Source organism: Acidihalobacter sp. (assembly GCF_037381185.1).
In the GTDB taxonomy this organism is placed as follows: domain Bacteria; phylum Pseudomonadota; class Gammaproteobacteria; order DSM-5130; family Acidihalobacteraceae; genus Acidihalobacter_A.
On record NZ_JARRQY010000018.1, the window covers coordinates 42248 to 56418 of the forward strand.

A 14171-nucleotide genomic window follows, 5' to 3' on the forward strand; every position below is an offset into this window, starting at 1 on the left:
GCTGCCGGTGAGCTTGGATGGATGTCTGAACCAGGAGCGACGAGCGGTGGCCGATAGCGAGCCGTGGAATCATCTGTCGATGAGCGATAGCTCCGGGCGGTCGAGCGGGGTGCAGCGCACCCTGTTTCCGGGCTGGTTGCTGCTGGTCGGCGAACAACTGGTGGCCGCAGTGGTTTGGATAGGCATCGCCTGTCTGACGCTGTGGCTGATGCCGACGGTGGCACAGATGCCCGTCGATATACTCTGGCCCGCTAATGCAGTCGCCTACGGGGCGATTATCGTGTTCGGCTGGCGGCTGATACCCGGCTTTGCCCTCGGAGCGTTGGTTCATAAGGTATCCATCGGCTTCGTTTCGCCTAACCTGATCATCGGCATTTCCACCTTTGTTGCCGTAATGTTATTCGTGGCGATGCTGAATCGCCTGTTGACCTATTGGCTGGGCGACGCTTTCCAACAGCAATTGGTGCGGATTTCGCTGATTGCATTCACCAGCGCTGCGTTGTTCACTGCGCTGGGCGTGTATCAGTTCGGTGCCACGCCATCGGCTGGGCTGATGCTGTCACTGTGGATGGCGGAAGCGAGTTCGGTGTTGCTGTTCACGCCGTTGGTCCAGCGTTGGCTACAGCGCGACGATGCGGACCGGCGCCATGCGGCACTGCTGGGTATCAGGCGCCGCACTCCGGGTTGGGTGGTTGCGGTCTGGGTGTCGGCTGCGGTGTTGTTGCTGGCTCTGCAGTGGTGGTTGCTGAACTATGCGACGATGTCGTTGCAGAGTCTGCTGCTGATGCAGGTTCTGCCTCTGCTGGTGTTTCCTTTGACCGCGGTGTTCCTGCTCGGTTCGGCAGTGCGTGCCATGCTGATGTCTTCGTCGTTCCTGCTGGTGTGGGCGGTGATGCAGTATCACTGCATGATCGGAGGGGCGCGGTGTCCGATGATCAGTCTTGATCTGGAGGAGCAACTGCCGTTGTTCGCGGCCGCACTGGTGGCGTTTCTGGCCAACGAGTTCAGTTATACCTCGCAGCGCACCTCGCGAGCGCTGCGGCTGGAGCGTTTTCGGGACGACGTATCCGATCTGTTGAACGATCCGGGCTTGCATCAGCTGCTGCGTAGCCATTTGCGGGAGCCGGGTAGCAGCGTTTCGGTGATCACCGTGTATGTTCCGGATGTCGACGACTTGGCCGCTCTGATAGGTCATGAGCAGAGCCAGGCCATCGAGCGCGATATCGCCGGCCTCATCTGTGAGGCCACTCATAACCACGAGCGGGTCGCGCGGCTTCAGCCCGGGCTGTTCAGTGTGGTGTCGCAGGAGGAACCGGACGCGACTTACTTGCAGGCGCAGCGTATTCAGAGTCTGCTGAGCAAGGCGCGCGCCGAAAATCGTTTCTACAACGGTCATTTGGCGGTGCAGATCGGGCAGTTGGACCACGTCACGGCTCAGGATATCGATCAGCTTCTGTCCGCCCAGTTGTTGGTCGCCCAGCGTAGCGAGAAGGAGGTCGATGGACGGCCGTATCGCTACGGCGGAGCGGTGGGCGGCCTTATCGACACCTATCGCGGATCGCTGCGCTGGGTGCAACGCATGCGCGCGGCGATGGCCGGGGATGGCGCGGACGGTCATTTCGAGTTGTATTGCCAGCCGATCGTGGATCAGAGCGACCCGGACTTTCTCCAGGTGGAGATTCTGCTGCGCTGGGTGGCGCCGGACGGACGTTTGCTCGGGGCTGGCGAGTTCCTGCCCATCGCTGAGGACTTCGGCCTCATGCCGTTGGTGGACCGATGGGTCATGGAACGGACAATCAGGCTGATCGCAGGGCATCCGCAGGGGGCGAGGCTGGAAAACATATCGATCAATCTGTCCGGAGAGTGCTTGGCATACACACGTGTCGACAGGAGCGTGGCGCAATTGCTGGAGACTTACGATTGGCCGGGCGAGCGCCTGTGTTTTGAAATCACGGAAAGCATGGTGATTCGCGATACTCGCCAGGCACGCGAGAACATCATGGGACTGCGGGCGCTGGGCTGCCGCATTGCGGTGGACGATTTCGGCACTGGCCAGGCCACGTTCGCCTATCTCAAGCACTACCCCTTCGACCGCCTCAAGATCGATGGTAGTTTCATCCGCGACGTTGCCGACTCTCCGGTGGACCAGGCGATCGTGCGCGCGATCGTGACCGTGGCCCGCGAGATGGGGGCCACGGTGATTGCCGAGTTCGTCGAAAACGAGCGCCAGATCGTGTATCTGGAGCAGTTCGGGGTACATCAGTTGCAGGGCTTCGGCATTGCATGCCCGCAGCCGCTGGGAGATTATCTGGACGGGCTGGCCTAGGGGCTAGTTCACACTATCGCGCGACCCGGCAACGCACCGCTCAATAGTGTGAACAGGCCCCAGGCTCCGGTGCTTGCCAAACCCCGGCAACGCGCTATAGGTGCATAGTAGGAGGTCGGGGTTTCCGGCCGATGCTTGCGGGCGACCATACACAGATCCGGGCGGGTGGCATGAGTCTATCTGGGGATACCGAGTTCATCGGCAACCTGATCGGCGCTTCGAAGTTGCTGGCGAAGCGCGAGAAACTGGAGGACGGGTTGCGCGAGCTTGCGGCGACGACGGCTCACATGCTGCAGGCGGAGAAGTGTTCGATCATGCTGGTCAGCGACGAGGCCGAGGCGCCGGAGACGTCTCAGGACATGCGTCTGCGAGTCTATGCGAACTACGGTGCGCTGCCGCAGGCAGCCTATGAGCAGGGGATGCGTTTCAACGAGGGCATTTCGGGCTATGTCGCCGGGACGGCCAAGCCGCTGCTGGTGGAGGACATTTCCCGGTCGCGTTTTGCCGGGTCAGCCCGTTACGCCGAGGATAGCCGCAAGAGCCTGATCAGCGCTCCCATTCTGCTTGGCGGTAAGGTGATCGGCGTTATCAATATCGCGAGTCCGCTCGACGGACGCACGTTCACCGAACACGATCTGGAACTGCTCAATATCTTTGCCCTGTTCGTCGGCCAGTCGATTCACATCGTGCAACTGCAAAGCGTGCTGCGCTCGCGCTTTCTGCAGTTGGCCCTGGCGCTGGAGGACAAGGAGGGGCGGCACCCGGACAGGCCTCTCAGCCCGGACCCGGCGCATCTGGCAAGCATCGTCGCCAAGACCATTTTCCGTGAGCTGAACCAGGGCGGTTTCAGTTCCAGTCAGATCCTGAACGTCGCCTCGGAGGTGATCGGCCTGCTGAACGAGGAACTGGAAACGCACAAGCATCGCGTGGAACGTGAGGACGGGGTCTGAACGTTTCGGCGCTTGCCGTTAGTAACCCGTCACCGGCCACGGTGCAGTTCCTGGAGATGATCAAGGGCAACGACTACATACTCCGGTTGCTCGGCGAGGAGATACGGCTATCGGCCAAGGAGCGCCGGTGCGTGGTCGATCATGCGGTGGAGATCTTTCTTCGGGGCGTTTCCTCGGAACAATAGGGCGCCTTCACCGGGAGCAAGTATGCGCCTCCTCAGGAACCGTCGGATTCCATGTCATGAGGGGCTGTGCCGAGTTGGACCTCGACTTCCTGCAGTGCGGGATAGACGGGGGGGCCGAACTGGGTGTAGACCGCCACATCGGCCGCATCTCGTCCGTAGCCGATGGAAACGTAGCCGCCGCGGAGTTCCTGCCGGGTCGCGTCGAAAGCGTACCAGCGCCCGCCGACATAGGCTTCGAACCAGGCATGCAGGTCCATCGGTTCCAGATCATGCAGATAGCCGACTACGAGACGCGCCGGAATGCTGATGCCGCGGCATAGGGCGATGCCCAGGTGGGCAAGGTCGCGACAGACGCCGAAGCCGCGGGCCTCGACTTCTGAAGCCGACAGCGGGCGGTCGCTGCTGCCGGGCACAAAGCGGATCGACTTGCGCAGCCAGTTCTCTATGGCGGCGATCTGGTCGTAGCCGGGTGCGGCGCCGACGACGATCTCACTCGCCAGTGCGCCGAAACGGTCCGCCTCGCAATAGCGGCTGGGCAGCAGGTAACCCAGCACGTCGTCGGGCAGGCGCTGGATCTCGACGAACGGTGCTCCGGGGGCGCGGTCGACGCTGTCGGCGGTTTTGACTTCGGCCGCGGTATGTAGGGCGAAGCGGCCGGGCGGTGCGACCAGGCGCTGACACAAATTGCCGAAGCCGTCGGTAAACTCGTGTACCGGGACGTAGGGCGTGAGCCGATATTCTTCACGCGTGACCCATTGCTGTGCGCCACTGCGCGGGCGCAGCATCAGCACAAAGGGCGTCGGCACGCCGATGTCGAACGCCATGTCGCAGCGCGTATGCAGCCACATTCGCAGAATTCCGTGAGGTGTGAAGGATGCGGGCAGTGAAACATCCGAGGCCGGGGTGGCGCAATGCTACGAAGTCGTACCGCGCACCCCATGGCCGGCGGTGTCGCCACAGGCGAAAGTCGGCATCGTCCCTGAGTATGGCGTCATGGTCCGTGGATATTCTGGCGGGCGCCCCCATATTGCCTTGTCGAGATGATTTTTCAGCGAGGTGAACTTCGTGAGCGACTCATTGCACATCGTTTGTCCGCATTGCACGGCGGTCAATCGCATTCCGTCGGCCCGTTTGGGAGAGAGTCCGCGATGCGGCAAGTGTCACGGGGAGCTGTTCACCGGCCATCCGGTCGAATTGGATGCGGCCGGTTTCGACAAACACGTCGGGCGTGGCGACATTCCCGTGCTGGTGGACTTCTGGGCACCGTGGTGCGGGCCGTGCAAGATGATGGCGCCGCATTTTGTGCAGGCCGCCGGACAGCTCGAGCCGCGTGTGCGCGTGGCCAAGGTCGATACCGAGGCTGAGCAGGCTCTGGGGGCGCGTTTCGGCATCCGCAGCATTCCGACGCTGGCGCTGTTCAAGGGCGGACGCGAAGTGGCGCGTCAGGCGGGCGCCATGGGGGCGGCGGACATCGTGCGCTGGACGCAGGGCCACCTCTGAGGCGCGTCTGAAACGCGCGGGTCAGGCCTGGGAAATCGGTTGGCGGACGGTAAGGGCGCTCAGCATTGTTCCCAGGGCAGGCCCTCGAAACGCCAGCCGGCCACCGTGCCGCGGTGGTGTTCGGGGTCGAGCGGCCCCTCGAAGCCTCCTTCGACGTTGTAGACGCGTTGGAAACCCGCTCCGAGAAGCACTTCGCCGGCTTCGCGCGAGCGGCGGCCGCTGCGGCAAATGAGAATGATCGCCGGGCAGTCGCCGTTCTCGCATACAGCGCCGCCAAGCATGAGTTCGCGGGTCTGGGCGACGAAGCGCGGGTTGGGGACCCAGTCAGGCTCGTCCAGCCAGGCGATGTGCACGGCCCCGACCGGATGGCCGATCATCAGGTATTCCATGGAGGAGCGCACGTCGATCAGCACGCTCTGGGGCTCGGTGCGGGTCAGTTCGTGCGCTGCCTGGGGGCTCAGCGGCTGCGGCGCCGGCTTGTTCATGATCTTCTGTCCTGTCCTTGTTTCAGAAAAAGGCGGCATCCTGCGCGCCCGGCTTATACATATAGTTCATGAGGCCGCGGCGCGCGAACCGCATCAGTCGTCCGCGTAGCGCTCGCTGGTGAAATCCTCGGCCGGCCCGAGCGGTACCAGGTCATGCGGGTTGAGTTCCGGATGACTGGTGTAATAGTGGTGCTTTATATGATCGAAGTGGACCGTTTCGGCTATTCCAGGGGTGCGGTACAGGCTGTTGGCATAGCTGCGCAGCCGTGGGTAGTCAATCAGACGCCGCAGATTGCACTTGAAGTGCGTGTGGTAGACGGCGTCGAAGCGTGCCAGCGTGGTGAACAGGCGCCAGTCCGCTTCCGTGGGCGTGTCCGTGAGTAGAAAACGGTTGTCGGCAAGCCGCTCTTCGAGTTGATCGAGGGTCGCGAACAGGCGGGTGACCGCCCCGGCGTGAGCCGCCTGCGAGGAGGCGAAACCGGCGCGGTAGACGCCGTTGTTGACGTTTTCGTAGATTTCCGCGTTGAGCCCGTCGATGGCCTCGCGCAGCGGTTTCGGGTACAGGTCCACATCCGCACGTCCGTAGGCGTCGAAGGCGCTGTTGAGCATGCGGATGATTTCAGAGGACTCGTTGTTGACGATGGTTTCGCGTTCTCGGTCCCACAGTGCGGGTACCGTGACGATGCCGCTATAGTGCGGATCCGCGCGGGTGTACAGTTCGTGCATATGGGCCGAACCGTAGAGTTCGTCGCCGGTGGCGCCCGGGAAGTCGTCATCGAATGACCAGCCCTCGGGTCCCATATGCGGATGCACCACGGACACCGAGATGATGTCCTGTAAGCCCTTGAGCGCCCGCACGATCAGCGTGCGGTGCGCCCAGGGGCAGGCATGGGAGACGTAGAGGTGGTAGCGCCCCGGCTCGGCGGCGAAGCCGGCTTCGCCGCTCGGTCCGGGGCGGCCATCCGCGGTTATCCAGTTGCGGAACTGCGAGTCCTTGCGCACGAACTCGCCTCCGCGGGTTTCATGCGCAAGCCAGTCTGTGCGCAGTTGTCCATCGATCAGCAAACTCATGGCTCGTCTCCTTCAGGGTGGGGCTAGCGTCCGGCGCTGCCGTCGAGGCTGAAGCGGCCGGCACCCGCTGCCGCGAGTACGAACAGGCCGCCGGCGAAGGCCAGATCGCTCATCAGCAGGATTTTCTGCATGCCTTGGCCCACTTGGTGGTGGAAGATGATGGCGGCCAATACGCTGAAGATGCCCAGTGCCAGCGCGGCCCAGCGCGTCTGCCAGCCGACCAGCAGGGCGATGCCGCCGCCGAGTTCGAGCAGAATGACCAGCGGCAGGAGGATGCCGGGCACGCCGTAGGCGGCCATGTAGTGGGCGGTGCCGGCGTAGCCGACGATCTTGCCGTAGCCGGCGATGATGAAAATCTGGGACAGCAGGATGCGTCCGATCAGAAACGCGGCGTCACGCATGTTTTTCTCCGATGATGGTGGTTGGCGCATGCGGAATTCGTCCGCACGAAGGCCATTGTCGGAGCTTGCGGGATGAGGTGTGGCGAAAAGATCTGAGAGAGACGTTCGAGAGCTTTGTACAAGTGAGTCCGCGAGCGGCGGCCGCCGCTCGCGGGCAATCGGTCCGGCGGGCTGCTCAGGCCGTCGCTGCGGCGTCGTCTTCCTGCATGAGCGGGTAGACGCCGTTCTCGTCGTGCACTTCGCGCCCGGTCAGCGGCGGATCGAACACGCACAGGCACTCGAAGTCGGTGACCGCGTGCAGGTTGTGTTCCTCGTGTCCGTCCAGCGTGTAGAGGGTGCCGGGTTTGATCGTGTAGGTCTTGCCGCTGGCGAGGCATTCGATCCTGGCTTCGCCGGACAGGCAGTAAACCGCCTCGATGTGGTTCTGGTACCAGATGTGCGTCACCGTACCGGCGTAGAGCACGGTGTGGTTGAGCGAGAAGCCGACGCCGTCGCGCGCAATCAGCATGCGGTTGCTTTCGAAGGTGTCGGTGCGCACGGAGTTTTCGCCGGCTTTCACTTCGTCGAGGGTTCTGACGATCATTCGTAGGTTCCTTCCTTGCGTGATTTTGAGGGGACGTGCCGTTCAGACGGCGATGTCGAGCGTGTCGCCGTCCTGGGCACGGCCGAGAACGGCCTCGGCGCTGCCGGCGATCAGGTCCAGGCCTTCGTGCAGTTCCTCGTCGCTGATGGTCAGCGCCGGCATGTATTTGGAGACTTCGTCGTCCGGGCCGGCGGTCTCGTGGATCAGACCGCGGGCGAAGGCCGCCTCGGACAGTGCGCGCGGCAGGTCGTGATCGCGGCACACCAGCCCCTGCATCATGCCGCGGCCGCGCACCTCGACGAACGCCTCGGGGTAGCAGCGGGCGATCTCTTCCAGGCGGTCGCGCAGGATGCGCGACTTGCGCTGGATCTCCGCGGCGAACTCGTCGTTCTCCCAGAAGCCCAGCGCCGCGGTGGCGGTCACGAAGGCGTGGTTGTTGCCGCGGAAGGTGCCGTTGTGTTCGCCGGGCTCCCACTGATCGTGTTCGGGCTTGATCAGGGTCAGGGCGAGCGGCAGGCCGTAGCCGCTGAGCGATTTGGACAGGCAGACGATGTCGGGCGAAATGCCCGCTTCCTCGAAGCTGAAGAAGCTGCCGGTACGCCCGCAGCCGGCCTGGATATCGTCCACGATGAGCAGGATGTCGTGGCGGCGGCACAGCGCCTCCAGGCCCTGCAGCCATTCGGTGGAGGCGACGTTGATGCCGCCCTCGGCCTGCACGGTTTCGACGATCACCGCGGCCGGCTTGTCCATGCCGCTGCCGTTGTCGCACAGCAGGCGATCCATGTACTCCAGCGTGTCGGTGTCGTCGCCGAAGTAGTTATAGAACGGCATGGTGTCGCCCAGCGTGAGCGTTACGCCGGCACCGCTGCGCTTGAAGGCGTTGCCGGTGACGGCGAGCGAACCCAGCGTCATGCCGTGGAAGGCGTTGGTGAAGGACACGATCTTCTCGCGCCCAGTGACCTTGCGCGCCAGCTTGAGCGCGGCTTCGACGGCGTTGGTGCCGGTCGGCCCCGGGAACTGCAGACGGTAGTCCATGCCGCGCGGTTCGAGGATCACCTCGTGGAAGCGCTGCATGAACTCGGATTTGGCGCGGGTGGCCAGGTCCAGGCCGTGGGTGATGCCGTCGCGCTCGATGTAGTCGAGCAGATGCGTCTTGATGCGCGGGTGGTTGTGGCCGTAGTTCAGTGCGCCGGCGCCGGCGAAGAAGTCCAGATAGCGGCGACCTTCGACGTCGTACAGGCAGGCGCCCTCGGCGCGGTCGAAGACGACGGGAAAATTGCGGACGTAGCCGCGAACTTCGGATTCGTGACGGTCGATGACGTTCATCATGATGCTATGTCTCCTTGGCCTATGCGTTAGGTGTGTGCCTGGACGGGGCCCAGGCAGGAGCGGAGGGGATCAGGACAGGCGCGGCCGCAGTTCTGGGCGGTCGGCGGGCAGCGCGCGGCCGGGGCGGTCGCGCAGCAGATATTCGGAGAACGGCCCGATGCGCAGCACGGGTTCGTCCTCATGGGAGTCGGGAAACAGCGGCGAGGCGAAGCCCGCTGCCTCGCGCAGCGGCGCACGGAGTTCGCGCGCCAGCGAGCCGAACAGTGCGCGCGAGGCGCGGTTGGAGGGGCTGACGGTCGCCTCTATGGCGTGCAGGTCGTCGTGCCGCGTCAGCACCGCACGCAGCAGACGCTTGCCGATGCCTCGGCCACGCGCCGCGGAGCCGACGCCGACCTGCCATACGAACCAGGTGTCGGGTTTGTCCGGCAGACGGTAGCCTGTGACGAAGCCGAGCAGCTTGCCGTCTTCCTCGGCCACCGCGCAGGTGTCGGAGAAGTGGGTGCACAGCAGCAGGTACACGTAGGCGGAGTTGCAGTCCAGCACGCCGGAGCTTTCGACCAGCCGCCAGATGCGGGCGCCGTCCTCGGCGCAGGGGCGTCGAATCTTCATGCCGAGTTGATGTCCTTGGTGTGGGCCGATAGCGGCACGACCGAGGTGCCAGCTTCCTGGGGTGATTCCGTGAGCGGCGCGCCGCTGAGTACCGGCGCGACGTCCAGATCGGCGGCGTCCATCATGGAGGCGACGCGCTGCAGCGAGGAGAGCAGCAGATTGCGCTCCCAGTCCTCCAGCGCTTCCAGGCGTTTGGCGAAGCGCTCCTGCAGCAGCGGGGGGGCGGTCAGGAAACTTTCCAGCGCCTTGTCGGTCGGCTTGACGAACACGCGGCGCTTGTCGTTGACCGAGCGGACCTTTTCGACCAGTCCGCGGCGCTGCAGACGCTGAATGATCTCCGTTGCTGTCGCCTGACCGATGTTCACGCGTCGCGCGAGGTCGCCAACGGTGAGTTCTCCGGCCGCCATGAGCTGCTTGAGGATGAGCAGTTGCGGGCTGGTCAGGCCGTGGGTACGGATCAGGCTGCGCGAGTGCGTATCGACCGCATGCATGATGCGGCGCAGGGCGATCATGATGTCGTCGCTGATGTCTTGTGTGTTATTCATGGGTCGATAAAGTATCGTACACGAAATGATTTGTCAAAAATGGTGCGCCCGCTCAGTCATGGTGCTGTTTTGTAACTTTATATAAATAAAATGAAATATCGCCATTTCTGGCGGTTCGAATGAGGCGTTCGGATATGGCGAAAGATTTTTTGGTTCTTGAAATGATTCGTTTACGAAGTTTTTGTAAAGGGGCAGATGAAGCCCTGCTCCTGGCTCGTTTCAATGGGGCCTGTGTAGCAGGGGCGTGTCGCCGCGATCGAGCATGCGCCGAATGAAGGCGGGATGGCCGGGCTCGCGGTGCTCAGGATCGTCGGCGCAGACCGATGGAACATGCGCGGCGCCGGCGAACAGGACTTCGGGTTCCATCAGGTCGAACTTGGAATCGTGCAGCTCGCTCGTGGTGGGTGCATCCTGTCCGTAGACGTCCCAGAACATGCGGGGATGCCACATGTGGTTGCGCACGTCTGGGTTCTGGAAGAGGTCGATGCAGCGCCGATTAAGCTCTTGCTCATTCACGGGTCACCTCCTGGCGGTGGTGTGAATGTGTCTGGTGAGCTGGCGGCAATGAGGATGGTGAGCCGGGGCCGACTCACCGGGTAAGTTCAGGGTCTGTTCAGACTATTGTGCGATGCGCTGCCGGGGCGGATTTTCGTGGTCCGTAAAGCACCGCGAACCGTGAAAATCTGTTCCGGCCCTACGGGTTGTGTCCGGTTGACCGCCACCCGGCGTCGCTCGGCGTTCATTTGGGATGACCAAACTTCTCTTCTCGCGCCTTGGTTGGAGGTCAACCGGGCGCAACAGTGCACCGTTCAATAGGCTGAACAGACCCCAGAACCTGTTGCGGAATTGGGTGCGTGCGCATGAGTGGAATTCCGGCGGCCTGTTAAACCGTGTCGATCCGCGTTACTTCCACAGCGACTTCGGGGGCGGCTTTCCCTCCGCCGTAGACGATCCCCTTTAGAGGGGGGCAATCGGAGTAGCGCCTGCCCCAGGCCAGCGTGATGTGGCCGCCGCGGGCGACGGTGGCGTTGGTCGGATCGAAATCCAGCCAGCGTCCGTCGGTGTCACGTACCGCGGCCCATGCGTGGGAGGCACCGATCGCCGACTGGCCGCCGATGATGGGTTCGACGTAACCGCTGACGTAGCGCGCCGGCAGGCCCAGCGTGCGCAGGCAGCCTATGGCGATGCCGGCGAAGTCCTGGCATACACCACGGCGGTTGTCGAGCACGGTCTGCAGCGGCGTGGTGACGCTGGTGGAACCGCTGACGTAGGCGAAATCCTGGTGGATGCGTTTGCCGAGTTCGAGCACGGCTTCGCCCAGGGGACGGCCGGCCGGAAAGCTCGGCAGGGCGTAGTCGCGTAGCCTATCCAGCAGGGCCGGTGCATGCTCGGACAGCGTGAATTCGCAGCCCTCCACGTCGGCGGGGGCGGATTTCGCCTGTTCCCAGGGACCCCGGCCGGCGGTCTTCGTCCAGTCGTATTCGCTGCAGGCGACGGTGGCGCTGCTGATCACGGAAAAGTCTTCGTGAGGGGCGAGGTGTTCGATGAAACAGTAGGCGTTGCCGTAGACGTCTGTATGCCAGAGGAGTTCATCGGCTTCCGGTTGGCATTCGAGCGTGAAGTTCCGCAAGGTCTGGTCACGATGTTCGCGCGGTTTGAGCCAGGCTAGGTGCAGCGCCCGCTCGGCTGGATTCGGGTAGCGGTAGCGGGTGCGGTGGATGATCTGCCAGTCGGTCATAGTGTGCGGTGAATACGCAGCTGCGGGGCGGGCGGGAAATAGTAGGTGGTCAGTTCGTCGGCCAGCGCGCGCAGATTGGCATCGATAGTCTGAAGCAGCCGGCCGGCGCCGTCGGGTTGGCTCAGCCGCTGGGCGACGAGGGGGGCGGCGATGGCGCGCACCCGGTCGGCCCAGTCGATACGCGTGGCGATCGGCAGGCCCGGCAGGCGCCGTGCTGCACGTTCCAGGGCCTCGAGCTGGTAACTCAGCGAACGTGCGAAGTCGGGCTCGCGGATCAGCAGGTCGAGCACGCCGGCGGCTTCCGGCGGCCAGCCATGGCTGCGGCGATGGGTTTCGGTGCCGCCGACGGCGGCCAGTGCAGCCTCGGCCAGGGCGTCTTCGCTCTGTGGGTCGGGTAGTGTGCCGATCAGAGTGTGATTTAGCAGCGTGACCAGGCTTAGTGCACGTTCCAGACGCAGGCCGCAGGCGAAGAATGCTCCACCGTCATGCGGCATGATGCCTTCGCTGAAGATGCCTTCCAGCGCCCACAGGGCGGTCAGTTGGCGTTCCAGCCCCAGCAGGGCCTGAGAGCCGTCATGTCCGGTCGACGGACGCAGCTGACGGTTGAGCGCAGGCGCATCCGCTGGCAGGCGTTCGCGGATCGATCCAAGGCAAGTTTCGAGGTGGTTCAGATGTACGGACAGTCCCCCGGTCCCGGCGCTGCCGGTGATGAACTCGACCAGCGCGGCGTGCGGGTGGAGTCTGGGGACGGCGGGCATGCCGGCGAGCACGGCCAGTGTGTCGAGTAGACGTGTGCGCAATACCGCGGAGTCCGTGCCGTCGACGCGCCAGCTCCAGGCGCGCAGGCTGCGGCCCAGCGCCTCGGCGCGCGCCATGTAGCGGCCGGTCCAGAACAGGTTGTCGGCGGCATGCGGGGGAATGGGGGTGGCCCGGGCACGGTGTGGGCTGCGCAGCCAGGGCGCCTGCGCAGCGGTATCGTCGGCCGGAACCCACAGGTCCTTGCTCGGCCCGCCCTGGCGACCCCGGGTATCGGGATCGCCGGCGTGCACGGAGGTGCGCACCAGCGCGCCGGGCAGCACGGCGTAGCCCTCGTCGCCGGCCGCCGCGAAGCTGCGCAGCACGACGGCGCGTGGTGCGAGTCCGTCATCCTGCAGGACCGGCGCGGTGGAGTGCACGGCCGGGGCCTGGCCGATCCAGCGCCCCGGCTGGGCACGGATGCGCTCGGCAAGCCGCTCGCGGGCACTGCGGTCGAGGCTGCCGGGGAAGACCGCGGGGCCGAGTTGGCGCGCGATGGGGCGCACGACCAGCGAGTCGAGTCGTGCGAGCACGTGCTCCAGCGCCTTGGGTTGCCCGCACCACCACGTGGCGACCTGCGGCAACAGTAGCTCCTCGCCCAGCCAGGTGCGGCTCAGCGCAGGCAGAAAGGGAATGAGCGCGAAATTCTCCAGCACGCCGCAGCCGGGTGGGTTGATCAGGGTGAGGCGTCCGCGGCGCACCAGTTCGAGCATGCCCGGCACGCCGAGCAGCGAGTCGGGCCGCAGTTCCAGCGGATCGCACCAGTCGGCGTCGAGGCGGCGCAGCAGTACGTGCAGCGGCGCTCCGCGCGGCATGCGCAGGCTGCCGCCGGAGGCGTTCAGGTCGTCGCCCTGCAGCAGCGGGATGCCAAGGTGTGCGGCCAGTAGGGCCTGATCGAAGAAGGTTTCGTTGTACGGGCCGGGGGTCAGCAGGCCGAGGCTTTCGTAGGCGTCGCCGGCAAGCGCGCGCAGGTTCTGCTCGAAGGCGCCGAGGAAGCCGCCGAGGCCGGCGACCTGCAGGTCGCGATACAGCCGCGGCTGGGTTTCGGCCATGACACGCCGGTTCTCGAGCGCATAGCCCAGTCCGGAGGGGGCCTGCACGCGGTCGCTGAGCAGCCATAGCCGCTCGTCGGGCCCGCGCGCCAGGTCGGCGGCGTACAGTGGGAGCGGCTGCGGCCTGGGAAGCGGCGCGCCCACCAGCATGCGCAGGAACCCCGGATGGTCGAGCACGGCGGCAGGTGGTATGAGTCCGTCGTGCAGCGCGCGCTGGGGGCCGTAAAGATCCGCCAGCAGCAGTCCGAGCAGGTGCGCCCGCTGCTCCAGGCCCTTGCTGACGCGGTGCCATTGGGGGGCGTCGATCAGCAGCGGCAGGGCATCCAGCGCCCAGGGATGTTCGGGACCCTGCGGGTTGCCGTAGACGTGGTAGGTGGCGCCGTCCTCGCGCAGGCGGCGCTTGATTTCGCGTTGTCGCCGCCGCATTTCGTCCAGGCCGACGAGATCCAGGCGTTCGCCGAAGGCCTTCCATGCGGAGCGCGGCTTGCCGTCCGCGCCGAGCATTTCGTCCAGGCCGGTGCAGCGCCGGCGGTAGGCTTCGGTCAGCCGCTCGGTCGTGTCGGCGAATGTGCCGCTCGCATCGCTCATACGCGAGTACTGGG

15 protein-coding genes are annotated in these 14171 nt (G+C 64.7%); 4 read left to right on the top strand and 11 right to left on the bottom strand.

Annotation, left to right across the window (positions count from 1 at the left end; all coding sequences use genetic code 11):
• The first annotated feature begins 79 nt into the window (after positions 1-79).
• The 3 genes from P8014_RS08080 to P8014_RS08090 all read left to right on the top strand — a co-directional run bounded on the left by P8014_RS08080 (position 80) and on the right by P8014_RS08090 (position 3461).
• The gene (locus tag P8014_RS08080; RefSeq protein ID WP_337816806.1) at positions 80-2326 is read left to right on the top strand and encodes an EAL domain-containing protein; all 2247 of its coding nucleotides are present in this window, start codon (positions 80-82) and stop codon (positions 2324-2326) included.
• 170 nt (positions 2327-2496) lie between these two features.
• On the top strand, positions 2497-3276 hold the full coding sequence (locus tag P8014_RS08085) for a GAF domain-containing protein (protein ID WP_337816807.1): 780 nt from the start codon (positions 2497-2499) through the stop codon (positions 3274-3276).
• Complete coding sequence (locus tag P8014_RS08090; RefSeq protein WP_337816846.1) at positions 3273-3461, top strand: TetR/AcrR family transcriptional regulator C-terminal domain-containing protein; 189 nt, start codon at positions 3273-3275, stop codon at positions 3459-3461. The genes P8014_RS08085 and P8014_RS08090 overlap by 4 nt, the downstream gene beginning before the upstream one ends.
• Before the next feature lie 32 nt (positions 3462-3493).
• Here the strand turns inward: P8014_RS08090 and P8014_RS08095 are convergent, their stop codons facing one another.
• Positions 3494-4309 carry a transglutaminase family protein gene (locus tag P8014_RS08095; RefSeq protein ID WP_337816808.1) on the bottom strand — a complete coding sequence of 272 codons (816 nt, stop codon included), beginning with the start codon at positions 4307-4309 and terminating at the stop codon, positions 3494-3496.
• Between the two features lie 217 nt (positions 4310-4526).
• On the opposite strand from P8014_RS08095, the gene trxC reads away from it, so the two are divergent.
• Positions 4527-4961 carry a thioredoxin TrxC gene (gene trxC, locus P8014_RS08100; RefSeq protein ID WP_337816809.1) on the top strand — a complete coding sequence of 145 codons (435 nt, stop codon included), beginning with the start codon at positions 4527-4529 and terminating at the stop codon, positions 4959-4961.
• 59 nt (positions 4962-5020) lie between these two features.
• Here the strand turns inward: trxC and P8014_RS08105 are convergent, their stop codons facing one another.
• From P8014_RS08105 to P8014_RS08150, 10 genes are all read right to left on the bottom strand, one after another.
• The gene (locus tag P8014_RS08105; protein ID WP_337816810.1) at positions 5021-5446 is read right to left on the bottom strand and encodes a rhodanese-like domain-containing protein; all 426 of its coding nucleotides are present in this window, start codon (positions 5444-5446) and stop codon (positions 5021-5023) included.
• 93 nt (positions 5447-5539) lie between these two features.
• Positions 5540-6517: a glutathione S-transferase family protein gene (locus P8014_RS08110; RefSeq protein WP_337816811.1), complete on the bottom strand. Its 978-nt coding sequence runs from the start codon at positions 6515-6517 to the stop codon at positions 5540-5542.
• A 23-nt stretch (positions 6518-6540) separates the two neighbouring features.
• Positions 6541-6918, bottom strand: coding sequence for a DoxX family protein (locus P8014_RS08115; RefSeq protein WP_337816812.1), 378 nt, complete (start codon positions 6916-6918; stop codon positions 6541-6543).
• A 175-nt stretch (positions 6919-7093) separates the two neighbouring features.
• Positions 7094-7501 (bottom strand): ectoine synthase, encoded by a 408-nt coding sequence (locus P8014_RS08120; protein WP_337816813.1) that lies wholly within the window; start codon positions 7499-7501, stop codon positions 7094-7096.
• A gap of 42 nt (positions 7502-7543) precedes the next feature.
• Positions 7544-8830 (bottom strand): diaminobutyrate--2-oxoglutarate transaminase, encoded by a 1287-nt coding sequence (ectB, locus tag P8014_RS08125; RefSeq protein WP_337816814.1) that lies wholly within the window; start codon positions 8828-8830, stop codon positions 7544-7546.
• A gap of 69 nt (positions 8831-8899) precedes the next feature.
• The gene (ectA, locus tag P8014_RS08130) at positions 8900-9439 is read right to left on the bottom strand and encodes a diaminobutyrate acetyltransferase (RefSeq protein ID WP_337816815.1); all 540 of its coding nucleotides are present in this window, start codon (positions 9437-9439) and stop codon (positions 8900-8902) included.
• Positions 9436-9984, bottom strand: coding sequence for a MarR family winged helix-turn-helix transcriptional regulator (locus P8014_RS08135; RefSeq protein ID WP_337816816.1), 549 nt, complete (start codon positions 9982-9984; stop codon positions 9436-9438). The genes ectA and P8014_RS08135 overlap by 4 nt, the downstream gene beginning before the upstream one ends.
• A 219-nt stretch (positions 9985-10203) precedes the next feature.
• On the bottom strand, positions 10204-10500 hold the full coding sequence (locus tag P8014_RS08140) for a hypothetical protein (RefSeq protein ID WP_337816817.1): 297 nt from the start codon (positions 10498-10500) through the stop codon (positions 10204-10206).
• Positions 10501-10867: 367 nt separating this feature from the next.
• A complete protein-coding gene (locus P8014_RS08145) occupies positions 10868-11722 on the bottom strand; it encodes a transglutaminase family protein (protein ID WP_337816818.1) in 855 nt (284 codons plus the stop codon).
• Positions 11719-14157, bottom strand: coding sequence for a circularly permuted type 2 ATP-grasp protein (locus tag P8014_RS08150; RefSeq protein WP_337816819.1), 2439 nt, complete (start codon positions 14155-14157; stop codon positions 11719-11721). The genes P8014_RS08145 and P8014_RS08150 overlap by 4 nt, the downstream gene beginning before the upstream one ends.
• Between the last annotated feature and the right edge of the window lie 14 nt (positions 14158-14171).